Raw genomic sequence first — 23,887 nt, 5'->3', positions numbered from 1 at the left:
TACGGGTTAGTACAAAGATAAGGCGGGAATATCCCGCCTTATTCATCTCTGCAAAATGGAAACACTTACGGCTTCGCGCGCAGCGCCGTCAGTTCGGCAATGCGCATAATCACAGACACAGCCTTTTCCATGCCTTCCAGCGTGACAAATTCATGTTTGCCATGATAGTTGTAACCGCCGGTAAACAGATTCGGGCACGGTAGCCCTTGAAATGACAGGTGCGCGCCGTCGGTGCCGCCGCGTATCGGCTTCATATTCGGCTCAATATCACAATCCCGCATCGCCTGCTGCGCCAACGCAATAATGTGCGGATGCTGCTCAACCTGCTCACGCATGTTGTAATAGGTATCGGTAATCGTGACTTCAATGTAGCAATCCGGGTGCAGCCCCGCGCCGACCTTTTCCGCAATATCCAGCATCGTCTGTTTACGCTGTTCAAAGCCGTTGCGGTCAAAATCCCGGACGATGTAATGCAAGTCTGCGCGCTCCACAGAGCCTTTCATGGTGTGAAGATGATAGAACCCCTGATAGCCGTCCGTCTGCTCCGGCGATTCACTCTCTGGCACATGCTGGTGATAGCGAGAAGCCAGCGTCAGCGCATTCACCATCACGCCTTTGGCACTGCCGGGATGCACATTATTGCCCACGATTTTCACCTGAACCGATGCGGCATTAAAATTCTCATACTCCAGCTCGCCGACACCGCCGCCGTCCACGGTATAGGCCCACTGTGCGTTAAACGCGTTGACATCAAAAAACTGAGCACCCTTGCCAATTTCTTCATCAGGCGTAAACGCAATGCGAATATCGCCGTGCGGGAGCTGGCTTTTCTTCAGACGCACCAGCGCGGTAATAATTTCCGCGATCCCCGCTTTATCATCCGCCCCCAGCAGCGTTTTGCCATCTGTGGTAATCAGCGTGTGCCCCAGTAACTGGTGTAACACCGGGAACATCACGGGAGACAGCACTTCATCTCCCACGCCTAAGGCAATATCGCCGCCGCGGTAGTTTTCCAGAATCTGCGGATTAACATTCTTGCCGCTAAAATCCGGTGACGTATCCATATGTGAAATAAAGCCAATGGCCGGAACGGGCCAGGCAACGTTTGCTGGAAGCGTCGCCATCAGGCAGCCCTGCTTGCTCAGCGCGACTTGCTCAAATCCCAGTTCGAGCAGTTCCTGCTGCAACGCACGCGCCAGTTTCAACTGACCGTCGGTGCTCGGCACCTGCCGAACGCCGGATTTAGACTGTGTATCGAACGAAACGTAATTCAAAAATCTGTCGAGTAATTTATCCATCTTATTTATGCCCCCTGAACCCTGAAAGGCATTATGGATAGGGCTACCACGGTAAATATTGCGTCAGGTCAGTTTTTTTCCGATTTAACAAACCGGCAGACCAGAATTCAGGCCAAAAAGCGATGACCACGTCACGAAGAATGCCCAAATCAGGTAACAATCGGGAAACATACGCCCTCACTCATTGGCTTAATCGCCATCAATCGGCAGTAAGTGGGTCACACAAGTTGGCGTCAGGCAACGTTTCCCGTAAAATGCCGCCCTTAACTGCGCACGCTGGCTGAAAGGTGATAACCCTTGGTACGATCGCAACGGACATACCGTTAATCGGCCAAATCAGGACATAGAGCAAGACCTTAATGAAAGAAAACTCCCTGACTGTGCCGGTCGTTGAATTGCTCAACGTCCATAAAGGCTTTGATGGCAAAGACATCATTTCACATTTTAATCTCACCATTAATAACGGTGAGTTTCTGACGATCCTCGGGCCATCCGGCTGCGGCAAAACCACCGTACTACGCCTGATTGCCGGTCTGGAAACGGTCGATAGCGGCAACGTCATGCTGGAAAAGCAGGACATTACCCACCAGCCCGCTGAACAGCGGCACGTTAATACCGTATTTCAAAGCTACGCCCTGTTTCCTCACCTCAGCGTGTTTGAGAACGTGGCATTCGGATTGCGCATGCAGAAAACGCCTGCCGCAGAGATTGCGCCACGCGTGATTGACGCGCTGAAAATGGTGCAGTTGGAGGAGCTGGCGCAGCGTCGCCCGCACCAGTTATCTGGCGGCCAGCAGCAGCGCGTTGCCATCGCCCGCGCCGTCGTCAATCAGCCGAAGGTTCTGTTGCTGGATGAATCCCTGTCCGCGCTCGATTATAAGCTGCGTAAGCAGATGCAAAACGAATTGAAAGCACTGCAACGTAAGCTGGGCATTACCTTTATTTTCGTTACACACGATCAGGAAGAAGCACTGACCATGTCTGACCGCATCGTCGTGATGCGCGATGGACGCATCGAGCAAGACGGCACGCCGCGTGAAATCTACGAAGAGCCAAAAAATCTGTTCGTTGCCAGTTTTATCGGTGAAATCAATATCTTTGATGCCATCGTGCTGGAACCTTTGGACGAACAGCGGGTGCGCGCTCAGGTCGAAGGCCACGAATGCGTTATCACCGTCAGCTTTCCGGTCAACGTCGGGCAACACCTCAACGTGCTGCTGCGGCCGGAGGATTTACGCGTCGAAGAACTGGGCGACGGCATGCAGGCGGAAGGCATGGTGGGCTACGTGCGCGAGCGCAACTATAAAGGCATGACGCTGGAATCCAACATTGAGCTGGAAAACGGCAAGATGGTCATGGTCAGCGAGTTCTTTAACGAAGACGATCCCGACTTCGACCATTCACTCAACCAGAAAGTAGACGTCACCTGGGTGGAAAGTTGGGAGGTAGTCCTGCACGATGAAGAAGTCGCGTAAACGCTTTCAAAACATCATTATCACACTCATCGTTGCCTGGCTGGTGCTGTTTGTTTTCCTGCCCAACCTGATGATCATCGGAACCAGTTTCCTGACGCGCGATGACACCCATTTCGTCAGTTTGGTCTTTACGCTGGAAAACTATACGCGACTGGCCGATCCGCTTTATGCCTCTGTGCTGCTACATTCGCTAAACATGGCCGTGATCGCCACGCTCTGCTGTCTGCTGCTGGGCTATCCGTTTGCCTTTATTCTGGCGCGTTTACCGAAAAAAATTCAGCCACTGATGATGTTTCTGCTGATTGTGCCGTTTTGGACTAACTCGCTGATCCGCATTTACGGCCTGAAAATCTTTCTGAGTACACGCGGCCATTTGAATGAATTTCTGCTCTGGACGGGCCTTATCGATACGCCGATCCGGATTATGTATACCTCCGAAGCGGTGATTCTCGGCCTGATTTATATCCTGCTGCCGTTCATGGTGCTGCCGCTTTACTCTAGCATTGAGAAGCTTGATAAATCCTACCTTGAAGCCGCCCGCGATCTGGGGGCGAATAAATGGCAAACCTTCATTCGCGTGGTCATCCCGCTGACCATGCCGGGGATTATCGCCGGCTGCCTACTGGTGCTGTTGCCTGCGATGGGCTTGTTCTTCGTTGCCGATCTGATGGGCGGTGCCAAGAATTTGCTGATCGGTAACGTCATTAAAAGCCAGTTCCTCAATATCCGTGATTGGCCGTTTGGTGCCGCCACCAGCATCTGCCTGACGCTGGTCATGGGCGTACTGCTGTTTATCTACTACCGCACGGCCCGCCTGCTGAATAAAAAGGGAGAGCTGGAATGACCGGACGCTTAATCCGCGGTGGATTTATGTCCATCATTTACGCTTACCTGTACATCCCAATCATCATTCTGATCGTGAACTCGTTTAATCAGGCGCGGTTCGGCATCAACTGGCAGGGATTTACGCTGGACTGGTATCGGCTGCTGATAAACAACGACAGCCTGCTTCAGGCCGCACAGCACTCACTGACAATGGCCGTTTTTTCTGCGACGTTCGCTACGCTGATTGGCTCCCTGACGGCCGTGGCGCTGTATCGCTACCGCTTTCGCGGCAAGCCTTTTGTCGGCGGCATGCTGTTCGTGGTGATGATGTCGCCGGATATCGTTATGGCGATCTCACTGCTGGTGCTCTTCATGCTGCTGGGAATATCGCTCGGATTCTGGTCGCTGCTGTTTTCCCATATCACGTTCTGCCTGCCGTTTGTGGTAGTGACGGTCTATTCACGCCTGAAAGGCTTTGACGTGCGGATGTTGGAAGCCGCGCGCGATTTGGGGGCCAGCGAAGTGATTATTCTACGCAAAATCATTCTTCCGCTGGCTATGCCGGCAGTAGCCGCCAGTTGGCTGCTCAGCTTTACGCTGTCGATGGATGACGTAGTGGTGTCTTCGTTTGTCACCGGGCCCGCGTATGAGATTCTGCCGTTGAAGATTTACTCGATGGTGAAGGTCGGCGTATCCCCAGAAGTCAACGCGCTGGCAACGATTTTGCTCATTCTGTCGCTGGTGCTGGTGCTCAGTAGCCAGCTGATTTTACGCGACCGCACCGGAAAATAAGGTGGCAGCGAGCACAATGAATACCGTTTTTTTCATACCATGCTCTATAGCATTGGTATTTCCTTTGGGACCTGTAAGGAGGTAAACATAATGAAAAAGTGGCCACACCTACTGGCAGCCTGCGCGATGGCGTTTGGCATCAGCACCGCCAACGCCGACGATAGCAAAACGCTCTATTTCTATAACTGGACCGAATACGTGCCGCCGGGCCTGTTGGAACAGTTCACTAAAGAAACGGGCATCAAGGTGATTTACTCCACCTATGAATCCAACGAGAGTATGTATGCCAAGCTGAAGACCTATAAGGACGGTGCCTACGATTTGGTCGTGCCTTCAACTTATTTCATCTCCAAGATGAGCAAAGAAGGCATGCTGCAAAAGATTGATACCAGCAAGCTCAGCAACTTCCATAATCTCGATCCGAATCTGCTGCACAAATCTTTCGATCCGAACAATGACTACTCCATTCCCTACATCTGGGGCGCAACGGCGATTGGTATTAATCACGAAATGATTGACCCTGCCAGCGTCACCAGTTGGGCCGATCTGTGGGATACAAAGTACAAAAACAGCCTGCTGCTGACGGATGACGCGCGTGAGGTGTTCCAAATCGCGCTGCGTAAACTGGGTTACTCCGCAAATACTACCGATCCCAAAGAGATTGAAGCGGCCTATAAAGAACTGCAGGCTCTGATGCCGAACGTGCTGACATTCAACTCAGACAACCCCGGCAACCCGTTCATCGAAGGTGAAGTCAATCTGGGTATGGTGTGGAATGGTTCTGCCTACGTGGCACGTCAGGCCGGTACTCCGCTGGATGTCATTTGGCCCAAAGAAGGCGGCATCTTCTGGATGGACAGTCTGGCGATTCCGGCCAATGCAAAAAACGTTGACGGTGCGATGAAGCTGATCGACTTCCTGCTGCGCCCAGAAGTCGCGGCACAGGTTGCGGAAACGATCGGTTATCCAACGCCGAACCTGGCGGCGAAAAAATTACTGCCGCCAGACGTTTCAGGGGACAAAACGCTGTACCCAGATGATGAAACCATCGCAAAAGGCGAATGGCAGAACGACGTTGGCAGCGCCAGCACGCTGTATGAAACCTACTTCCAGCAGCTAAAAGCGGGTCGCTAGTCGCGATTAATCACAACAGCGTCCATTATCACCTGTCGAGCGGTGGTAATGGATGATCGTAAAGACGCGGTGAATACATCCCTGTACGCTCGGATTGCGCCATCCATGGCGCAAACGCTTTACTCTTCTATTCCATTACCGCCGTTTCAATTTCACAGATAAATTTATCGGCAGCGTTGGCTGCCTTATTGCCTCACAGCATCTCAACCCATCAAATTGACAGCTAAAAGCATTATCCTGACGGCATTAGGAAAATAATTACGCTCCGCTTCTTCTATAATGATTCCACACCCACCGGAATCACGATAAGGAGCACCACCATGCTGCAACTCTCCAGCCACAGTTTTCAGGACGGCGACACTATCCCGGGCGAATTTGCCTTTGCCGTACCGGACGCAACTAGCCACATTGCACTGTCTTCTAACCACAATCCCCATCTTGCCTGGCACGGCGCGCCCGAAGGAACACAGTCTTTCGTATTGATCTGCCACGACCCAGATGTACCCAGCCGCGGTGACGATGTGAATCAGGAAGGCCGCGAGGTTAGCGCCTCTCTGCCGCGTGTCGATTTCTACCATTGGCTATTGCTGGACATTCCAGCCAGCATCAACGAAATTCCTGCCGCTTCACATTCCAGCGGCATCACACCGCGTGGGAAAGCAGGTCCGGAGGCACCGGCAGGACTCAGGCACGGCATCAATGATTACACAGGCTGGTTCGCCACGGACGAACAGATGAAAGGCACCTACTATGGCTATGATGGCCCTTGCCCACCGTGGAACGATGCAGTCGTCCACCATTACATTTTCACTCTCTACGCTCTCGCGACGCCTGCTTTAACGATAGAAGGTGAACTTAACGGAGCGAATGTCCGCGCTGCTCTGGCTAGCGCCCCCGTATTGGCTGAAGCAAAACTCACCGGGCTGTATACGCTGAACCCTGCATTGTTGTGATAATCATAAGTTATGATAATGACTCGTTATAAGAATGACCGGCTATGGGCGTGACCGCTTTACGCCCTGCTGCTCCGCCTCTTAGTGCAGAGGCGGACTGGCAATTGCCATCAGGCCAGCCGCTACAGCGGCATGGCCTGTGTGCGCTAGCTCAGCCCCACTTGCGCACACCGCAGCAGACAACGCGTTTTCATTTTTATGAGGCCACGTTTCTGCTGGTTCTCTCTGGCCGATTAACCCTTCTTGAACAGAACGAAACGACGGTTGTAGACACGCCATCTCAGCTTTGTCTGATTACGCCTGACGCAAGCGCCGATCTGGCGAAAACGCCCGGCGGCCATGACTCCGCTTTCCGGTCGATCTTTTTGACGTTTTCCTCCACGCTTCTGGCGCGGTTTTATCACCGCTACCCTGAGAAATTGGCCCCTGCGCATCACCCACGTCCCTTCACTATCCTCACGCTGGATGACGACCTCACCCACACATTGCAGTATCTGGTCGAGGGAATTACGGGCAACGCACTGAATGAATCACGTCTCGAACTACGGCTGATGGATATGCTGCTGGCACTGTCGGAACGGGGATATCGTTTTGGCGCGCCGCCACAGCCCGGTGTTACCACTCAGTTGCGTGCACTTATCAGTAAAGAGCCGGAACACCACTGGACCGCACAGTCTGCGGGTCGCCTGCTGGCGATGAGCGAGGCCACACTGCGCCGGAGGTTATCCGCCGAGCAGACACACTTTGAAGTGTTGCTGCTGGAGACGCGAATGCAGCACGCGATGATGCTGGTGCAGACGACATCATGGAGTATGCAGCGTCTGGCCGAAGCCTGCGGGTATAAATCCTCAGCGCGTTTTTCCGAACGGTTTAAAACCCGCTTTGGCTGTTCGCCAACCAAGATTCGTTAGTCCGTCATTGACAGTACAGCGCTGTCATCCCAAAACGCTCAACATAAGTTAAAAAAAACGCCCCGTTGGATAAACCAGACAGGGCGTTTGATGATCTCAGATGATCGGAACGACTTTAGCGAATTACTCTTTATTTCTTACTCTTTCTGTTCCTGTGCCAAATCGTTAGCGATTTTCACCGTTTCATCCAGATAAGGATCGGGTGCCTGATAGTCCTTCGGCAGCTCTTCCAGCGATTTGAGCGGTTTTTTACCTTCTCTCGCCAGTCGATCATTAATCCGCTTCAGACGCATCGCTTCATCATCGTCATTCTCTTTCTCGCGCTGGGCCAAATTGAGCGACACGAGGTTGCGCTTATCCTTCAGTGCGTTGTAGCGGGCAATATCTTGCGCGACATACTGGAACTCAGGATCTTTGGCGATACGCTCCTGATGATGTTCATTCAGTTTGCTAATCAGCGCCTTCAGATCGCCGCTCTTCGTGTAGTTAGCCGCTTTGATGCTGTCCCACGGTAGCGCGTTGTCTTCAAACTTCTCACCGGTATCGACCGTTTCCGTGCCGGTTGGCATCATCACGTCAGGCGTCACGCCTTTCATCTGAGTACTGCCACCGTCAATGCGATAGAACTTCTGAATCGTATATTGCACAGAACCCAGTGCTGGCCAGTCAGGGCGCAGCATCTGATCGTAAATCCGATTCAGCGAGCGATACTGCTGCACGGTGCCTTTACCAAACGTCGGTTCACCCACGATCAAGGCGCGCCCATAATCCTGCATTGCCGCCGCGAAGATCTCGGAAGCAGAAGCACTGAAGCGGTCTACCAGCACCACCAGCGGGCCTTTGTAATACACAATGCCGTCGGTGTCGCTGTCTTCGCGCACTTTGCCGTTATTATCGCGTACCTGAACCACAGGGCCGCCTGGGATAAACAGACCGGAAAGCCCTACCGCTTCCGTCAGCGCACCGCCGCCGTTAGTACGTAAGTCAATCACAATGCTGCTGACGTTCTGTTTTTCCAGCTTCTGAAGCTGAACTTTTACGTCATCCGTCAGGCCGACATAGAAACCAGGGATATCCAGCACGCCGACTTTATCCTTGCCGACCGTCTTGACGGACATTTTAACCGCGCGGTCTTCAAGGCGAATGCGTTCACGCGTCAGCGTGACAATGCGGGTTTTCGTCCCCTTGCCAGCAGGCAGAATCTCCAGACGTACCTTGCTGCCTTTCGGCCCTTTAATCAGTGCAACGACATCATCCAGACGCCAGCCGATAACATCCACCATTGGCTTACCGCTTTGGCCTACGCCAACCACGCGGTCACCGACGGTGATGTTTTTGCTTTTCGCTGCCGGACCACCGGGCACCATAGAATTAATCATGGTGTAGTCGTCATCCATCTGCAACACCGCGCCAATCCCTTCGAGCGACAGGCTCATTTCGGTATTGAATTGCTCGGTGTTACGCGGAGACAGGTAGCTGGTATGCGGGTCAATTTCACGCGCAAAGGCGTTCATGACGAGTTGGAAAACATCTTCGCTGTTGCTTTGCGCCAGACGGCGAATCGCAAACTGGTAACGCTTGGTCAACGTCTCTTTGATGTCTTTATCATCTTTACCGGTCAGCTTCAGGCTGAGCCAGTCATATTTTACCTTGGCATCCCACAGGCGGTTAAGTTCACCCACGTTCTGCGGCCAAGGGGCTTTGCTGCGATCGAGCTCAAACGTCTCATTGCCCGTCAGATCGACCGGTTTATCCAGCAGCGACAATGCATATTGAAAACGCTCAAACCGACGCTTCTGCGCCAGATTGTACAACGCGTACGGAACATCCAGTTGACCGGATTTCAGCGCGTCGCCCAACTGGGCTTTTTGCCCGGAAAATTGTGCCACATCAGAGGCCAACAGCACGTTGTGGCTGTAGTCCAGCATATTGAGGTAGCGGTTAAAAATTTTCTCAGAGAACTGCGCATCCAGCATAAACTGGCGATAGTGCGAACGCAGGAAACGTGAGGCCACCCTGTCGCTAACGGTAGCGTGTTGAGGCTCCTGATGTAGCTGAGGAATCTGTTCAACACGCGTAATGTTTTCATTTGCAAAACTAGAGCCCGCCAGCAGTAAGCCTGCAATGGCGGTTATTTTGACTAAGTTGTTCATGCCCAGGTTGGCCTCCGTATCAGAACTGCAAGTGTTCTGCGCGTACAATCATTGCCAGTCCAGAAGCCAATTGTACTCTGACTTCGCCTTTGGCAATTTCAAGCACGGTGGCATCCATGGCGTCTTTGCCGGCTCTGACTTTGATTTCCTGACCGATTTGCAGTTTGGAAACATCCGTAACCGCTACCCGTTGACGCTCATTGCTGGCAGGTTTTGCCTGACGAGATTGAGCATTCGCGGATTGCTGCGAAGAAGGCTGCGATTGGCCGGAAGAAGGCTGACGTGGATTACGCGGTGCACGGTTTTGGGATGCATTGTTTGAAGCATCGCGGCGCGGCGCACGTTTCTGAGCGGGACGAGGAGTACGCGCTGCTTCTGCCGATTCTCCGGCTGCTTCACGTTTTTTCGCCTGTTGCTCAGCACGCTGAGCCTGAACTCGCGCTTTCGCTTCTTCCAATTGCTTACGAGCATGATCGACATGCTGCTGTTCCAACTCACCGCATGGATTACCATCCAGATCCACACGTTGGGCACCCAATTTTACACCGTACAGATATCGCCAGCTTGAGGTATAAAGACGCAGCGCAGAGCGTAATTGCGTCTTACTGACGTTATCGGACTCCGGCACACGCTCAACAAGATCCTGAAAAATACCGATCTTTAACGGACGAGTTTCACCTTCAGTGGTGAAACAAAGCGGGAACCGCTCTGCCAAAAAGGCAATGACTTCTTTACTACTGTTCAACTTAGGTTGATTTTCCATGAAATTTCCTGATTACAACGGGTTTGCCAACCGGCGCAGGCATGAACAGGCGTCATTATAATGACGCCATCGGCAATTGCCACGTTAACCTTGTCTCAACGTGAGAGAATTGATGAATGTCATCACATCGCTCGCTTCCAGTTGAGCACAAAGTACGCTCACCACGGCCTTCAGCCCTTCTTCATCATCTGCGTCAAAACGCTGATAAAGGGTACTGTCAATATCCAGAACGCCAATCGGTTGCCCGTTAACGACAAGCGGTAGCACAATTTCAGCATTACTCGCGGCATCACAGGCGATATGACCAGGGAACGCATGGACATCATCCACGCGCTGAATGCGATTTTCAGCTATCGCCGCACCGCATACACCTTTGCCAACCGGAATACGCACACAAGCAACCTTGCCCTGAAACGGTCCCAGGAAAAGCGTGTCGTTATCCAAGAGGTAAAACCCTGCCCAGTTAACCCCATCCAAACGCTCAAACAGCAGCGCACTACTGTTTGATAAAATCGTAATAAAACGGTTTTCATCCGCGATAAGCGATGACATGTCGCGAATGAGATCCTGATAAAATTCTTGTTTATTCATACTTGCTTATTCATAAAGTATATCGTTGTCTTTTCAAAACAGTGCAAACAGTTTCCACACAGACTGCATTAGCATCGGTTACAGAATGCCATAAGATTAGCGCCTTCGCGCGAAGAATCATCCACTTTACTGTACCGCTGTCGTACATATCATGCTATTTCCACCTGTAAAATAATATCGGGCAGAGATCAGAGCCTTATTATGAATTTATCATTCAGTGAGCCTTCAGTTACACTGAATAGCTGTGAATACGTTATCCATCGTAGACTTGACACCTTCTATCGAATCGCAGGAAAGATGAAAATACAGAGTATAGCCAGCCCTGCGCCGTTTCCTTCTCCCCGGCCGCCGTTAACCGAGGGATCGAAAAGTACCGTACCGGCGATCGATCGCTATCATCGCTGCCCTGAATGCGATGCCTTTTTTGCGCTGCCGCAGTTGAAGCGAACGCAGACGGCGAATTGTCCACGCTGCGATGCCAAAGTCAGTTCAGGCCGAGATTGGAACATTTCTCGTCTTGCTGCGATGGCCGTCGCTATGCTGGTACTGATGCCGTTCGCCTTCACTGAACCGTTGATCAGTATTCGGCTGCTGGGCGTCACCATCAATGCCAGCTTGTTTGAAGGCATTTGGCAAATCACACGGCAGGGACACCCACTGACGGCAAGCATGGTCGCCTTCTGTACCGTTGGCGCCCCGCTCACGCTGGTTTTTTCTCTGTTATACCTGTTCTTTGCTCCCCGAATCGGGATGAATCTGCGGCCCATCCTCCTCATGTTGCAACGGCTAAAAGAGTGGATGATGCTGGATATCTATCTGGTCGGCATGGCCGTTGCCGCAATCAAAGTCCGTGAATTTGCGGATGTTCAGGCAGGAATCGGGCTAGTCGCCTTTCTGGCACTGATGACCTTAAGCCTATTGACGCTGATTCACTTAAATACCGACCAGCTTTGGCAGCGGTTTTATCCGCGCATGAGGCCGTTGATTTCGCCGGATCGCTATCGAATCTGCCTTTCCTGTCACTTCACCAGTTCACCCGACAACCGGGGTCGTTGCCCCCGTTGCCATATTCCGCTTCGCTTGCGCCAGCGGCAAAGCCTGCAAAAATCCTGGGCAGCGCTCATTGCTTCTATAATTTTACTGATCCCCGCTAACCTGTTGCCCATATCAATTATTTATGTCAACGGTGCGCGTACGGAGGACACGATTTTTTCCGGTATTCTTTCGCTTGCGTCAGGCAATGTTCCGATCGCGCTGGTGGTCTTTATCGCCAGTATTCTGGTGCCGTTTACTAAGGTTATTGTGCTGTTCGGGCTGCTGGTGAGTATCCATCTCCGCTCAGAAAGCAACATAATGATGCGCATGAAGATGCTGCGCGTTATCCGTTGGATCGGTCGCTGGTCCATGCTCGATTTATTTGTGATTGCATTGACGATGTCGCTCGTCAACCGCGATCAATTACTCGCTTTCACCATGGGGCCTGCTGCCTTTTACTTTGGCGCAGCGGTGATTCTCACTATCCTTGCCGTTGAATGGCTGGATAGCCGACTGATGTGGGATAACACTGATGTGGAATAACAATGCAAGATAATACGCCTGGGACACCAACTGAAGCTACCGTGAAGAACAAGCGTCGCCTGTCGCCGTTTTGGCTGCTGCCGCTGATTGCGTTGATGATTGCCGGCTGGCTGATTTACACCAATCAGCAGGAGCGCGGCACAACGGTCACTATCGATTTTGTCTCCGCTGACGGTATTGTCGCCGGGCGTACCCCCGTGCGCTACCAGGGGGTCGAAGTCGGCACCGTGCAAAATATCAAGCTGAGTGAAGACCTGCGCACCATACAGGTCGAAGCCAGTATCAAGAGCGATATGAAGGAAGCGTTGCGCAGCGGCACGCAGTTCTGGCTGGTTACCCCGAAAGCGTCTCTCGCTGGGGTTTCGGGGCTGGATGCGCTGGTGGGCGGTAACTATATCGGCATGATGCCCGGTTCCGGCGAAGCGCAAGAGCACTTTTCCGCGTTGGATACGCAGCCCAAATATCGCGTGAATACCGGGGAACTGCTGATTCATCTCCATGCCGACGATCTCGGTTCACTGAATACCGGTTCGCTGGTTTACTACCGTAAAATCCCGGTAGGGAAAGTCTACGATTACACCGTTTCCCAAGATAGCCACGGTGTGATGATTGACGTGCTGGTTGAACGTCGCTTTACCCATCTGGTGAAGAAAAATAGCCGCTTCTGGAATGTGTCTGGCTTTAATGCGGACATTAGCGTCAGCGGCGCAAAAATTGAGATGGAGAATCTGGCGGCACTGGTTAACGGCGCGATCGCGTTCGATTCACCGGAAGAGAGCGAGAATGCGGGTGCTGAACAATCCTACCGCCTCTATCCCGACCTAGCACAAAGCCAGCGCGGGGTGAAAATTACGCTGGATTTACCGTCCGGAGACAGCCTATCTGAAGGGCGCACCCCGCTGATGTATCAGGGACTGGAAGTCGGCACGCTAAATAAAATCATGTTGAACCCAGCCAACGGCAAGGTCAGCGGAGAGCTCATCATCGATCCTTCCGTCATTTCGCTGATGCGGGAAGGCACGCGTATCGAACTCAGCAAGCCCCAGCTTTCGCTCAGTGACCTGAATGTTTCACGTCTGCTGAGCGGCCCAACGCTGACGCTCATCCCCGGCGAAGGCGAACCGCGCCAGCATTTTGACGTACTGGATAGCGGGCAACAGCAGCTCACCCAACCCGGCGCGCTTTCTATTCAGCTCACGGCAGCACAAAGCTATGGCATTGATAGTGGACAACCCGTGCTGCTGCATGGCGTGCAGGTCGGTCAGGTAGTGAAGCGCACGCTGGACGAACAAGGTGTCAGCTTCCTTTTGGTGATCGAGCCACGATATCGCCAGCTATTACACCGCGATAGCAAATTCATCGTGAACAGCCGTGTGAATGTGAAGATGGGGCTGGATGGTATTCAAGTGTTGGGTGCCAGTGCGCAAGAGTGGGTCAGCGGCGGTATTCAAGTTTTACCTGGCAGTAAAGGTGACGTTCAGACGCGTTACCCGCTGTTCAGCGATCTCGAAAAAGCCGAAGAAGGCATTCGCGGTGCCACGCCGTCCCCGACGCTCACCTTAGTGACCGACAGCCTGCCGGATATTCAGGACGGCTCCATTGTGCTGTACCGTAAATTTCAGGTAGGCGAAATCATGCGGGTGCGGCCGAAAGCGGATACTTTTGAGGTTGATGTTTATATTCGTCCCGAACACCGCAAGCTACTGACGGAAAACAGCGTGTTCTGGGCAGAAGGCGGGGCCCGTGTACAGTTGAATACGTCAGGCCTGACCGTGCAGGCTTCTCCGCTGAACCGAGCGCTTAAAGGGGCAATCAGTTTTGATAATCTGGAGGGCGCACCAGAAATTAAAGGCGGCAAACGCGTCCTGTATAACAACGAAACGTCGGCACGCGCCGTGGGAAGCCGCATCATTCTGCGCACCTACGATGCCAGCAAGCTCGCGCCAGGCATGCCGATCCGCTATCTGGGAATCGATATCGGCCAGTTGGATTCGTTGAAGCTGTCCGAACAGCGTAATGAAGTGCTGGTACAAGCCGTGCTTTACCCTGAATACGTGCGTAATTTCGCCCGTTCTGGGACGCGTTTCTCCGTCGTCACACCGGAAATTTCCGCTGCCGGTGTGAATCATCTGGAGACGCTATTCCAGCCTTATATCAACGTCGAACCGGGTAACGGCAGCGTAACGCGGACTTTTGAGCTGCAACAGGCCACAATCTCTGATTCTCGCTATCAGGACGGCTTGAATATCAGCGTTGATGCACCGGAAGCCGGGGCGTTGCAGGTTGGTACACCAGTGCTGTTCCGCGGTATTGAAGTCGGTACGGTAACCGGACTGTCGCTGGGTACGCTTTCCGACCGTATCGCCGTATCGCTGCGCATCAGCAAACGCTATCAGCATCTGGTGCGTGACAATTCCGTCTTCTGGCTGGCTTCGGGTTACAATCTGGAATTCGGCCTAACGGGCGGCGTCATCAAGAGCGGAACCTTCCAACAGTTCATTCGCGGTGGTATCGCGTTTGCCACACCGCCCAGCACACCGCTCGCCCCCAAAGCACAGGAAGGAAAGCATTTCCTGTTGAGGAACGAAGAGCCCAAAGAGTGGCGGCAATGGGGTACGGCGATTCCAACCCCCAATAATTAAACTCACTACCTGACAGGGCGACACTGGTCGCCCTGTCGTTTTCATGCGCCGTCTTGCCGTTTTCACATGATGTATGAAGGATCCGTGCTACACTTCGCCGCTTCTTCCCCTCGTATTACTGAATAACCTGTACGGAACCACGCCGTGGCAAAATTTACCCCAGCCAACCTACCTGCTGAATTTCTCGACACTATGCGGGACATCATGCCTTCATCCCTTTCGATGGAGGATTTTATTGCCGCCTGCCAGCGTCCGCTGCGCCGGAGCATCCGCGTGAATACGTTAAAAATCAGCGTCGATGCCTTTCTTGAGCTTGTACAGCCTTATGGCTGGCAGCTTGAGCCGATTCCCTGGTGTCAGGAAGGTTTCTGGCTGCTGAATGCGGAAGAAGAAAACACGCGGCTAGGCAATACGCTGGAGCACCTGAGCGGACTGTTTTATATTCAGGAAGCCAGCTCCATGCTGCCCGTCAGCGCCCTGTTCCATCGTAACGATGCGCTGGAAACGGTTTTGGACGTCGCAGCCGCACCGGGTTCTAAAACAACTCAGATTGCGGCTAGATTGAATAATGAAGGGGCTATCGTCGCCAATGAGTATTCAGCCAGCCGGGTAAAAGTGTTGCATGCCAATATCAGCCGCTGCGGCGTCAGCAATACCGCGATTACACACTTCGACGGGCGGGTTTTCGGTGCGGCACTGCCGGAGTATTTTGATGCGATCCTGCTGGATGCCCCGTGTTCGGGTGAAGGCGTGGTGCGTAAGGATCCCGCGGCGATGAGCCACTGGTCGCAAGAGAGCATTACCGATATTGCCGCCACACAGCGCGACCTGATTCTGAGCGCGTTCCATGCACTGAAGCCTGGCGGCGTGATGATTTACTCCACCTGCACGCTGAATAGACAGGAAAATCAGCAGGTTTGCCATTGGTTACAGGCACAGTTTCCTGATGCGTGCGAGTTTGAATCACTACACGATCTCTTCACCGACGCCGAACGCGCTACAACCGAAGAAGGTTTCCTGCACGTCTTCCCACAGATTTATGACAGCGAGGGCTTCTTTGTTGCCCGTTTGCGGAAAACCGCCAGCGTGCCACCGCTGCCGCGGCCTGGCTATAAAGTGGGTAAATTCCCGTTCTCTACGATGCCGCCCAAAGATTCTGCATTACTCACGCAGGCGGCAGGCAAACAGGGCATTCACTGGGATGAGACGTTACTTCAGCTGTGGCAGCGTGATAGCGAGATCTGGCTCTTCCCTGCGGCGCTGACTTCCGCTTTTGGCAATATCAAATTCTCACGAATTGGCCTTAAACTCGCTGAACGCTTCCCTAAAGGTTTCCGTTGGCAGCATGAAGCCATTGTTGCGCTGGCCGATCCGAACGCGAAGAATGCCTACGCGCTCACCGATCGCATCGCCTGCGAGTGGTTTCAGGGGAAAGACAGCTATCCAGAACCGCTTCCTGCTGCGGATGAACTCATTTTGACCTACCAGAACACGCCTGTCGGCCTGGCCAAACGTATCAGCAGCCGGATAAAAAACAATCTTCCGCGCGACCTGGTGCGGGATGGCGCGGCCTCCGCTCAGCCTCTTTCTAAAGAATAAATGCGGTTTCTGCATCAGGTGGCGATAAAACCACCTGATGAACCGCCCGTTCTCCCTTTCCTCACTGATTTTCATCTACAATTATCCTGACAGATAGAGAAAATCGGCAATGTCTGGAGAACGACATGTTTGCGTTAGTAATATTTGTTTGTTATCTCGGGCATGGCTGCGACGATTTGGTCGCCGGTGCCTACAACACCGAAGCACAGTGTCTGCAAGCGATGGACGAACAGCGTCTGCGCCGCGCGGGCTGCTTCCCCATCGAAGAGTATATTGACGGCTTCTGGATCCCCGCTCAGGAATACGCTGATTTCTAGTTTTCCCACCTGCGTATTTTCATCGACACACGCCAAAACCGCGCATGCCAAAGTGAAAGTGATTAGCGTGTGCGGCGTTATATTCCGGCCCCAGCGCGTTACCGAAAAAGCGACAGCTTTCCCTGAACGTGGTACGCAAATAGCTGCCGCGGTCGTCCGTTGCCGACCACTGATTCAGCACGCTAATCTGCCGACCGTCAGAGAGACGAAACGCGGCAATATCCCACGCGTCCGCCGTTGCATGTTCGCTCAAACGCCCTTCCGGTCGATGGTAGATATTTCGACAGGCGTAGCTACCCATGTGATCGATACGCGTCAGCGACGTGCCAAGAGATTGCGCCTGCGGCACCGCGACCTGTGCCACAAACATGGTGCTACTCAGCGCCAGCGGGCAACTGGCAAGAAAACTGGAACTAAGTGTGACTGAGCCAAAGCCTTGTATCCGCACGGGTGACACGACCGGACATTGCCCACTGATATCATTGGCCTCGGAGAATCGCAGTCGCCCGCTTTCCTGCGCCTGCTTTAACACTGCCAGACAGGCCTCAGGATCGCTGGCGACAGACTTCATTTTCAGCCGAGTTATAAATGTAGGTGGGTCATCGACAGACAGCGGAGAAAAGGGATCGTAGCCGGGCGGGAGTTGACGTTGGATCCAGGGTGCCAGAGCCACCAACGCCCCGAGTATCATCACAACTATTACCCATCCCCGCATCCGTTTCGTCTCCCGATTATTGTCTTCTCCTGAATAATATTATGCTATTAACGTGAACTCGGCTGGATTCATCCCCAAAGAGATCCCTGCCTCCACGATTTTCTGCCACTCCTGATCGGACACATAAATACCGTCTGCACGACGCTGCGCCTGTGAAATACGCTCCGGTTCACCGGCAATTAAAATAGGCTGTGCCGGATCGGGAGCCGTTGACGTGCGAACGTAGTCCAGCATCGCATCATATTCTTTCTGCAACCACGCCATAGAAACCATACTGGCGGGATCGATAACAATCGTCGTCATGTTATTCACTATCGCACCCTGACGCGCGTTTTCCGGTTGAATGGTTCCGCCGCCAGACAACAGCCCTGCCAGCATTTCAGCCGCTAAAATCAACCCGCCGCCTTTATGCTTCGCAATGGGTTTCAGAGCACCGTGCTTTTCGCCTTCCCACATGACTTTCGGATCGTTAGTGGAAACGCCGTGGCAATCCAACATGACTTCTTCATCAAACGTTTTGCCCGCCAGATACGCGACGCGGGTTTTCCCCAGCGCAACCACGCTGGTGGCGAAATCCAGCACAAAGGCCGCGTTATGCTCCGTTGGCGGGAATGCAATGCAGATAGGGTTAGTCCCGAAACGAGCTTCGCTGCCACACCAGGGAGCCACAATCGGGTCGAGATCGTTAACGTTGACGAAGTGTATCGACACAAGCCCGGCGTCCGCCGCCATTTCTCCATAGGTGCCGATGCGTCCCAAATGGCAGGTAGACGACAGCGTCATTAAACACACGCCCGTCGTTTTCACTCGATCAATAGCCGCCTGCATCGCTTCTTTTCCCGTACGCTGACCAAAACCGCGATCGCCGGTAAATTGCAGCACAGCCCCACTGTCACGCACTAAGCGCGCGGGCGTATTCGGGTGCATGATGCCTTTCTCGATGAACGCCACATAATGTGGCAACATCCCCACGCCATGGCTGTCATGCCCTTTCAGGTTTGCAGCCACAAGGTGTTCAGCGACAGTTCGAGCTTCGTTTTCTTCACATCCTGCTTTTTGCAATACGCTTTGTGTCGTCGCCATCAGACGATTGGCTGAAATCTGCATATCTCTCCCTTCATCTATTGATTTACGCTTCACCGATTTCATCCTACTGCGGAACTGGAGCGAATAAAATCTAAACAAATCAAGCGAGATACCAATCAGTGCGATTGCTTTAACCATCTGGTGAAGGATCTCCCCCAGCAGTACCATCCCCGACGTTGTAAGACGTACACAGAGACGGCTGACATATATAGGGTTGCCTGCTTATCGGGCATAGATAATATGGATTTTATTTAAATGAAAAAGACATCGCGTTTTCTTCTGGCGCTTGCCGGATTATGGTTTTCCGTTACGGCTTATTCCGCAACGACCTCTTCGACTCAGACTGAGGAAACCCGGATACCGGCCATCAAACTCATCAATACGCCAGATAATCACTCGGCCTTTGTAACAGGCAGCGTGCCTGCGCTAGAAAAAATCACCGCACAAAAATTTTGGCTCAGTAATTCCACGGAAGCGTGGGAGATGAACGTTCACCCGGCACCGCGCAAACAATATGTCATCACGCTGAAAGGCACGTTGAAATTTCGGGTTAGCGATGGTTCCACTTTTCTGCTTTCTCCTGGAACCGTCTTGATTGCTGCCGATACACAGGGAGAAGGACATAGCTGGGAGATGGTTGAAGGGACTGAATGGGTCAGGATTTATATTCCAATTGTGGATGATAGCGATTATTTCACCCCCGATGCATCGGCCACCGTCGCGCCTAAAGCGCACTAGCTTTTCGCTGCATATTGGCGACAGAAGCCTGTCGCCAACCTATTAAGCCTTGTTCGCATCAAACGGATCATCGACATCGTCCTTGCTGTCATCACGTTTGCGCGGAATCTCTCCCTGATCTTTTGGCGCATCTTTTGCCGGATGATCATTTTCATCCTTGCGTCCCGTACCCGTATTTTTCTCAGTCATCGCTTCCTCCTATCACATCGTGTTCTATAAATTTAGTCGATAGTCATTAAAACGATAGATAACCCCCGTAAAGAAACACCGAGTACAGAACAATCCCGCGCAGAAAAGATTAATTCTTGAACAGCTTCAATATGGTAGCCATCACAACTTTTCCGCTGATAATGAAGAATTATTAATCATTATGCTCAATCAAGAGTGATAGGCTTGCCCTATACAACTTCTTTCATGGCTATATCGATGAAACGAAAACTTCTCGTTATTTTATTATCTACAGCATTCTCTTTTACTGTTCAGGCAGCATCGCACCATCAATATCGTAATGATGGTGATAGTCGCAGAGAGGAAAAAATAAGAACAGAAAGTCGAGAACAAAAAGAAAATCGATTTGTCTGTGACGGCAGGAAGTATTGTAGCCAGATGGACTCTAGAGATGAGGCCTATTTTTTCATTCAAAACTGTCCTGATACCAGAATGGATGGCGACCATGATGGGATTCCTTGCGAAAACGACTCACGTTTTCCTCCAATTAAAGCAAAGCGGTATTAGCTATCTCATAAGAACATGCGCTATTAAGATGATAGTCCGGCTATTCTGGTAAAGCTGGAAGATAAAAGCTGCTGTAATTCTCTATGATGGATAGATAAACAAAAACCCCCAGCTTTACGCTAGGGGTTCTAAGTGCTTTTCTTGACTGCTCCGGATTAAACCATCATCGCTATCGCAAGAGAAACATTAATTCAACTTGGCTTATTACAGCGCAACTTCTTACAGTGCGACAACGTTGCCAGCTGCTGGGCCTTTCTGGCCATTTTCGATGGTGAACTCAACCTTTTGGCCTTCGTCCAGCGTTTTGAAATCGTTGCTCTGAATAGCAGAGAAATGTACGAATACATCTTTGCTGCCGTTGTCAGGAGTAATGAAACCAAAACCTTTACCAGCGTCAAACCATTTTACTAAACCAGTCATTTTATTAGACATAGAAATTACCTTAATTTGTATAGTGCCTTCCGGCAAATAGGGCCTGTGCACAGAATTTAATTAGCAACGATAAGGAGGCTCAAAAGAAGGGATATCTATGGATAACACTTGGAAATGAGAACTGCTTTACTAAACTGCTTTTTAGGTCTGCGAATCAAACCGACCACTCATTAACGCATGTATAAATATCTTTAGCAAGCGTTTATTTTTAAAAGCTAACTAGGTTACTGCGCACATCCAACATTGCTGGCGAAAATCCTTAACAGGATGTTGTGCCATAAGGACACAACATCTGTCTGAAACACGCAAGTTTGACCGATAGACTACCTGAGACAAGCACGGAAATGACTTGATATATCGATAATCTGCATGCTCAGTCCCGATCCTGCTGTCGCAAACCATCGTACGAACCAGCCACGATCGCTCCGATTTGCGGCGGAGGCCCGGCTTCAGGTTCAGACTCCGCCCACTCTTTCGCCGCATTCTTAATATCCTCGTCCGTTATTGAAGCGCCGACACCAGTAACATCCGCAAGCTCTCGTAAGTCCGTCAGGGCAGCAGCAGGAGACATGCCTAAATCCCGAACGGCGGTAGCCACGCGGTCGTGGTGTTAGTTGCTACCGTAGAGCGGTCCACATCGGACATCTGCCACAGGGGATTAAACTCAAACGTGAAGTCTTCCGGCAACGGCTCGCCAAACTCTGAGCGGTGCAACACATCGAATTGCAAGCGGACGTGAGGGCGTAAATCTCGCTCCTGTAGCGTTCCGACATCATCGTAGTAATTTGCCAGGTCAGCATCGCCAGTTGAAAACCCCTTCGGTGACTGACGGAACAGGCGAACCAGAGGAATACCCACGGCCCCCGCAATGTCCTCTTTAAACTCGCTCAACAGATCGGATAAGCCAGCAAAAGAATACGAATGGGTTTCAAAAGTGTCCTCCGCATCAAACAGAGACATGCCCTCATTCGTCTGGAACTGGCGGACCATGTCCATATTTTTGAGCAGCGCCTCGAATGGCTTACCACCCATGGCAATAATCTCGCGCAGCTTTTTGATCTTCGCGGTACGCAGGTGCGCCTTATAGGCCAACTGTGCAGCGCCAACGCTGGTGCTGTCATAGAAGGTCAGTCGGTTGAAAATACGCTCGACAATGGACATCCCCCACTCATTTTCGGTTATTTTTTGCTGATATGGCAGCTTCACACCGTCCATGCGACTCAGACGACTGTGGTGAACTGTCCAGGCTGGCAATCCTTGCACTGTTGTCACGATGTCGCAGACCTCAGGCTTGCCGAGGTTTGGCCCTAGCGCCTTAATGCGCCTGTTGAGCTGTGGGTTTATCATCCAACGGTCAAGAACAGCCAGCCCTTTAAAGCTACCTTTGCCAACCTTATCCAGTATCAGCGGGGTTAATGGTGCCTGACTTTCAATAAGGAGCAACGCAACAGCACCACCGTACAGCCGGGACCATTTCAATGTTTCGTTGATACAATCCCATAACTGAAGCTCATCAAATCGCGATTCGAGAATACCCCGCCGTTTCGGGTTGATCTAGCTGGTGATGCGTACGCCCTTTTTCGTCATGTCGTCTGCTTTTGAATCGAAAGCAGCGCCGATAATCCAGGAAGAACGGTATGCGTATTCAATCAGCAGACGGTTGCGGCTGGTATAGTTTGCCCGATAGGTGGATGCGGCGTGCTGGTTAGGCTGCTGCATGCCTACGCGGGCAATGAAGTTGTCATACGAATCCGCCGTGGCGACTCGTCCTGTTTTTTTCGCCATAGCGTTTATGCTCCGAGTTTCGCCCAGATATCCATAGCCGTATTCATTGGTGCGTAGTTGATCATCACTGAGTCGGCCAAGTTAGGTGACTTCGTGCCTTCAGGTTGCTTATCCACAAGGATTTTACCGACTGCGTTTTTTGACCATGTAGGCTGCGACAACTCCATTAGGAGTCGATCCTTGTTCTCTATTGTGCTGCTGATAGAAATTATCTCGTCAGGGTCATAATCCATGCCCTGAATCGCCCTGAAGGTATTTCGGAAGAGTTTACGAAGGTGCCACCAGCTCTGCGCCTTTGCATTCGCGAAGAAATCTTTATTCAGCCGTGCTGGCTTACCGTTATCACCTGGTACCGCTTCATCATCTGGGTCAAAGACCGAACCACTGCCTCGGAATGGCGTCGCCGTGATGTAACCCAACCGTTCGGCCTGACGAAGCTCGTTAATCACCCTCGCATCGCCACGCGCCCCCGCTCCCAGTCCATCTTCATCGAAGCGGAATTCATCAAGCCCGAAGTCATCACAGTAGCCAAAAACCTTCACAACTGAAGCGTAAATGTCACTACCTTCGGTAGTCATACCCCAATCGATGATGAATTGCGCCGGGTTATAACTGTAGAACTGTTTGAGTACTGACAGCATTTCCAGATTTTGACGAATGCGCTGCAACCTTTCCATCCGCCATTCGAACACCTGCTGATAGTCAGGCTTATTGAAATTGAATGAGAACGGGATCGGCATTCTAATTCCAGCCTATTGAAGAAGTTAGAAAATAAATTAATATTAGAATCTCTTATATAACGGAGATTTTTTTATGAGTGCAAAATATAAAGTAGGGGACATTGTCCAAATAAATTCAGGTGGGCCTGAAATGACGGTTCAGGTTTCACCTGCTGACCCGAGCGCTCACTCTTACACTTGTCAGTGGTTTGCCGGCAAAAAGTTAGAAAGTGGTCGCTTCCCTGAGTCATCTTTGAAGCCAGTGAAAGATGACGAATGATGATATCGCAGTATGGATGCTAAATGCTTTAGCAACTGAAAGCTGCCTATATCAAGATGATGTCGTTGATTTCCTGATTCGCTCGAAACAGGAATCCTTTTTAGTTGAAAACAATGATGGCAATCAGGTATTAGGCCGCCCAGTATTAGATGCGTTCAAAAAATTAACACCAGACAACGTTGTTTGGGTTCGGTCTGGTTTCTACTGGCGCTACCGCGTTCCAGAAGATGAACCCGGTCGTAACGCTCGGGGTTAAATACATACAGCGCAATATTTTGGGGCCTCTTGGCCCCTATTTAACATAAGTAGTTTTGTGCACCGCCGAAACAGCACTCACCACGCAGGCCGCGTGAAGCGCTTATTTAC

At 51.8% G+C, this 23,887-nt stretch carries 22 protein-coding genes and 2 pseudogenes; 14 read left to right on the top strand and 10 right to left on the bottom strand.

Translation table 11 applies throughout. From position 1 onward, the window contains the following. Positions 1-65 precede the first annotated feature (65 nt). Complete coding sequence (gene pepT / locus NXT09_RS02565) at positions 66-1,298, bottom strand: peptidase T (protein WP_268578709.1); 1,233 nt, start codon at positions 1,296-1,298, stop codon at positions 66-68. A 359-nt stretch (positions 1,299-1,657) separates the two neighbouring features. Here pepT and potA point away from each other — a divergent pair, with 359 nt between their 5' ends. The 6 genes from potA to NXT09_RS02535 all read left to right on the top strand — a co-directional run bounded on the left by potA (position 1,658) and on the right by NXT09_RS02535 (position 7,388). Continuing rightward, positions 1,658-2,773, top strand: a complete 1,116-nt coding sequence (gene potA, locus NXT09_RS02560) for a spermidine/putrescine ABC transporter ATP-binding protein PotA (RefSeq protein ID WP_268578708.1) — start codon at positions 1,658-1,660, stop codon at positions 2,771-2,773. Then, a complete protein-coding gene (gene potB, locus NXT09_RS02555; RefSeq protein WP_268578707.1) occupies positions 2,757-3,617 on the top strand; it encodes a spermidine/putrescine ABC transporter permease PotB in 861 nt (286 codons plus the stop codon). Before potA ends, potB begins: the two co-directional genes overlap by 17 nt. After that, entirely contained in the window at positions 3,614-4,390 is a 777-nt protein-coding gene (potC, locus tag NXT09_RS02550) for a spermidine/putrescine ABC transporter permease PotC (RefSeq protein WP_039277487.1), read from the top strand. The genes potB and potC overlap by 4 nt, the downstream gene beginning before the upstream one ends. 90 nt (positions 4,391-4,480) lie before the next feature. After that, the gene (potD, locus tag NXT09_RS02545) at positions 4,481-5,524 is read left to right on the top strand and encodes a spermidine/putrescine ABC transporter substrate-binding protein PotD (RefSeq protein WP_240585201.1); all 1,044 of its coding nucleotides are present in this window, start codon (positions 4,481-4,483) and stop codon (positions 5,522-5,524) included. A gap of 320 nt (positions 5,525-5,844) precedes the next feature. Then, positions 5,845-6,477: a YbhB/YbcL family Raf kinase inhibitor-like protein gene (locus tag NXT09_RS02540; protein WP_268578706.1), complete on the top strand. Its 633-nt coding sequence runs from the start codon at positions 5,845-5,847 to the stop codon at positions 6,475-6,477. Positions 6,478-6,521: 44 nt separating this feature from the next. Then, entirely contained in the window at positions 6,522-7,388 is an 867-nt protein-coding gene (locus tag NXT09_RS02535; RefSeq protein WP_268578705.1) for a helix-turn-helix domain-containing protein, read from the top strand. Positions 7,389-7,525: 137 nt separating this feature from the next. On the opposite strand, the gene prc is transcribed toward NXT09_RS02535, so the two are convergent. The 3 genes from prc to msrC form a co-directional block, all read right to left on the bottom strand. Next, complete coding sequence (prc, locus tag NXT09_RS02530; protein ID WP_205550694.1) at positions 7,526-9,541, bottom strand: carboxy terminal-processing peptidase; 2,016 nt, start codon at positions 9,539-9,541, stop codon at positions 7,526-7,528. Positions 9,542-9,560: 19 nt separating this feature from the next. Beyond that, positions 9,561-10,304 (bottom strand): RNA chaperone ProQ, encoded by a 744-nt coding sequence (gene proQ / locus NXT09_RS02525; RefSeq protein ID WP_014915232.1) that lies wholly within the window; start codon positions 10,302-10,304, stop codon positions 9,561-9,563. Positions 10,305-10,388: 84 nt separating this feature from the next. Next, complete coding sequence (gene msrC / locus NXT09_RS02520) at positions 10,389-10,895, bottom strand: free L-methionine (R)-S-oxide reductase MsrC (protein ID WP_010275800.1); 507 nt, start codon at positions 10,893-10,895, stop codon at positions 10,389-10,391. A gap of 297 nt (positions 10,896-11,192) precedes the next feature. Here msrC and yebS point away from each other — a divergent pair, with 297 nt between their 5' ends. The 4 genes from yebS to NXT09_RS02500 all read left to right on the top strand — a co-directional run bounded on the left by yebS (position 11,193) and on the right by NXT09_RS02500 (position 17,031). Continuing rightward, complete coding sequence (gene yebS, locus NXT09_RS02515; RefSeq protein ID WP_268578704.1) at positions 11,193-12,473, top strand: membrane integrity lipid transport subunit YebS; 1,281 nt, start codon at positions 11,193-11,195, stop codon at positions 12,471-12,473. A 2-nt stretch (positions 12,474-12,475) separates the two neighbouring features. Beyond that, a complete protein-coding gene (locus NXT09_RS02510; protein ID WP_268578703.1) occupies positions 12,476-15,115 on the top strand; it encodes a PqiB family protein in 2,640 nt (879 codons plus the stop codon). A gap of 144 nt (positions 15,116-15,259) precedes the next feature. Beyond that, a complete protein-coding gene (rsmF, locus tag NXT09_RS02505; protein WP_268578702.1) occupies positions 15,260-16,714 on the top strand; it encodes a 16S rRNA (cytosine(1407)-C(5))-methyltransferase RsmF in 1,455 nt (484 codons plus the stop codon). A 125-nt stretch (positions 16,715-16,839) separates the two neighbouring features. Beyond that, a complete protein-coding gene (locus NXT09_RS02500; protein WP_039344362.1) occupies positions 16,840-17,031 on the top strand; it encodes a YdfD/YebW family protein in 192 nt (63 codons plus the stop codon). Between the two features lie 19 nt (positions 17,032-17,050). Here the strand turns inward: NXT09_RS02500 and NXT09_RS02495 are convergent, their stop codons facing one another. Together NXT09_RS02495 and NXT09_RS02490 are read right to left on the bottom strand one after the other, a co-directional pair. After that, positions 17,051-17,746: an extensin-like domain-containing protein gene (locus NXT09_RS02495; protein ID WP_268578701.1), complete on the bottom strand. Its 696-nt coding sequence runs from the start codon at positions 17,744-17,746 to the stop codon at positions 17,051-17,053. 39 nt (positions 17,747-17,785) lie between these two features. Next, entirely contained in the window at positions 17,786-18,853 is a 1,068-nt protein-coding gene (locus NXT09_RS02490; protein ID WP_268578700.1) for a malate/lactate/ureidoglycolate dehydrogenase, read from the bottom strand. 234 nt (positions 18,854-19,087) lie between these two features. Between NXT09_RS02490 and NXT09_RS02485 the strand changes: the two genes are divergently transcribed. Continuing rightward, positions 19,088-19,570: a cupin domain-containing protein gene (locus NXT09_RS02485; RefSeq protein WP_268578699.1), complete on the top strand. Its 483-nt coding sequence runs from the start codon at positions 19,088-19,090 to the stop codon at positions 19,568-19,570. Between the two features lie 42 nt (positions 19,571-19,612). On the opposite strand, the gene NXT09_RS02480 is transcribed toward NXT09_RS02485, so the two are convergent. Next, on the bottom strand, positions 19,613-19,759 hold the full coding sequence (locus tag NXT09_RS02480; RefSeq protein ID WP_205550708.1) for a hypothetical protein: 147 nt from the start codon (positions 19,757-19,759) through the stop codon (positions 19,613-19,615). A gap of 237 nt (positions 19,760-19,996) precedes the next feature. Here NXT09_RS02480 and NXT09_RS02475 point away from each other — a divergent pair, with 237 nt between their 5' ends. Next, positions 19,997-20,305, top strand: a complete 309-nt coding sequence (locus NXT09_RS02475; protein WP_268578698.1) for an excalibur calcium-binding domain-containing protein — start codon at positions 19,997-19,999, stop codon at positions 20,303-20,305. A gap of 219 nt (positions 20,306-20,524) precedes the next feature. On the opposite strand, the gene cspG is transcribed toward NXT09_RS02475, so the two are convergent. The 3 genes and pseudogenes from cspG to NXT09_RS02460 form a co-directional block, all read right to left on the bottom strand. After that, positions 20,525-20,737: a cold shock protein CspG gene (gene cspG / locus NXT09_RS02470; protein WP_010275831.1), complete on the bottom strand. Its 213-nt coding sequence runs from the start codon at positions 20,735-20,737 to the stop codon at positions 20,525-20,527. A 373-nt stretch (positions 20,738-21,110) separates the two neighbouring features. Beyond that, a pseudogene (locus tag NXT09_RS02465) lies at positions 21,111-22,522 on the bottom strand (DUF1073 domain-containing protein). A 5-nt stretch (positions 22,523-22,527) separates the two neighbouring features. Beyond that, positions 22,528-23,088 (bottom strand): annotated as a pseudogene (locus NXT09_RS02460) (TerL protein); the annotation flags it as partial. A gap of 247 nt (positions 23,089-23,335) precedes the next feature. Here NXT09_RS02460 and NXT09_RS02455 point away from each other — a divergent pair. Continuing rightward, entirely contained in the window at positions 23,336-23,521 is a 186-nt protein-coding gene (locus tag NXT09_RS02455; RefSeq protein WP_268578697.1) for a YodC family protein, read from the top strand. After that, on the top strand, positions 23,511-23,777 hold the full coding sequence (locus tag NXT09_RS02450) for a DUF6953 family protein (protein WP_268578696.1): 267 nt from the start codon (positions 23,511-23,513) through the stop codon (positions 23,775-23,777). Before NXT09_RS02455 ends, NXT09_RS02450 begins: the two co-directional genes overlap by 11 nt. Positions 23,778-23,887 lie beyond the last annotated feature (110 nt).

This window comes from Pectobacterium jejuense (assembly GCF_026800125.1).
Classification (GTDB): domain Bacteria; phylum Pseudomonadota; class Gammaproteobacteria; order Enterobacterales; family Enterobacteriaceae; genus Pectobacterium; species Pectobacterium jejuense.
This window is presented reverse-complemented; position numbering and strand designations above follow the sequence as displayed.

Excerpts from the sequence above, each read along its gene's own strand:
- NXT09_RS02480 (WP_205550708.1), bottom strand. The coding sequence starts at position 19,759 with ATGACTGAGAAAAATACGGGTACGGGACGCAAGGATGAAAATGATCAT.
- potD (WP_240585201.1), top strand. The coding sequence starts at position 4,481 with ATGAAAAAGTGGCCACACCTACTGGCAGCCTGCGCGATGGCGTTTGGC.
- potB (WP_268578707.1), top strand. The coding sequence starts at position 2,757 with ATGAAGAAGTCGCGTAAACGCTTTCAAAACATCATTATCACACTCATC.
- cspG (WP_010275831.1), bottom strand. The coding sequence starts at position 20,737 with ATGTCTAATAAAATGACTGGTTTAGTAAAATGGTTTGACGCTGGTAAA.
- proQ (WP_014915232.1), bottom strand. The coding sequence starts at position 10,304 with ATGGAAAATCAACCTAAGTTGAACAGTAGTAAAGAAGTCATTGCCTTT.
- potA (WP_268578708.1), top strand. The coding sequence starts at position 1,658 with ATGAAAGAAAACTCCCTGACTGTGCCGGTCGTTGAATTGCTCAACGTC.
- NXT09_RS02485 (WP_268578699.1), top strand. The coding sequence starts at position 19,088 with ATGAAAAAGACATCGCGTTTTCTTCTGGCGCTTGCCGGATTATGGTTT.
- NXT09_RS02500 (WP_039344362.1), top strand. The coding sequence starts at position 16,840 with ATGTTTGCGTTAGTAATATTTGTTTGTTATCTCGGGCATGGCTGCGAC.
- NXT09_RS02495 (WP_268578701.1), bottom strand. The coding sequence starts at position 17,746 with ATGCGGGGATGGGTAATAGTTGTGATGATACTCGGGGCGTTGGTGGCT.
- NXT09_RS02455 (WP_268578697.1), top strand. The coding sequence starts at position 23,336 with ATGAGTGCAAAATATAAAGTAGGGGACATTGTCCAAATAAATTCAGGT.
- NXT09_RS02535 (WP_268578705.1), top strand. The coding sequence starts at position 6,522 with ATGGGCGTGACCGCTTTACGCCCTGCTGCTCCGCCTCTTAGTGCAGAG.
- prc (WP_205550694.1), bottom strand. The coding sequence starts at position 9,541 with ATGAACAACTTAGTCAAAATAACCGCCATTGCAGGCTTACTGCTGGCG.
- NXT09_RS02490 (WP_268578700.1), bottom strand. The coding sequence starts at position 18,853 with ATGCAGATTTCAGCCAATCGTCTGATGGCGACGACACAAAGCGTATTG.
- NXT09_RS02475 (WP_268578698.1), top strand. The coding sequence starts at position 19,997 with ATGAAACGAAAACTTCTCGTTATTTTATTATCTACAGCATTCTCTTTT.
- potC (WP_039277487.1), top strand. The coding sequence starts at position 3,614 with ATGACCGGACGCTTAATCCGCGGTGGATTTATGTCCATCATTTACGCT.
- msrC (WP_010275800.1), bottom strand. The coding sequence starts at position 10,895 with ATGAATAAACAAGAATTTTATCAGGATCTCATTCGCGACATGTCATCG.
- NXT09_RS02540 (WP_268578706.1), top strand. The coding sequence starts at position 5,845 with ATGCTGCAACTCTCCAGCCACAGTTTTCAGGACGGCGACACTATCCCG.
- NXT09_RS02510 (WP_268578703.1), top strand. The coding sequence starts at position 12,476 with ATGCAAGATAATACGCCTGGGACACCAACTGAAGCTACCGTGAAGAAC.
- pepT (WP_268578709.1), bottom strand. The coding sequence starts at position 1,298 with ATGGATAAATTACTCGACAGATTTTTGAATTACGTTTCGTTCGATACA.
- yebS (WP_268578704.1), top strand. The coding sequence starts at position 11,193 with ATGAAAATACAGAGTATAGCCAGCCCTGCGCCGTTTCCTTCTCCCCGG.
- NXT09_RS02450 (WP_268578696.1), top strand. The coding sequence starts at position 23,511 with ATGACGAATGATGATATCGCAGTATGGATGCTAAATGCTTTAGCAACT.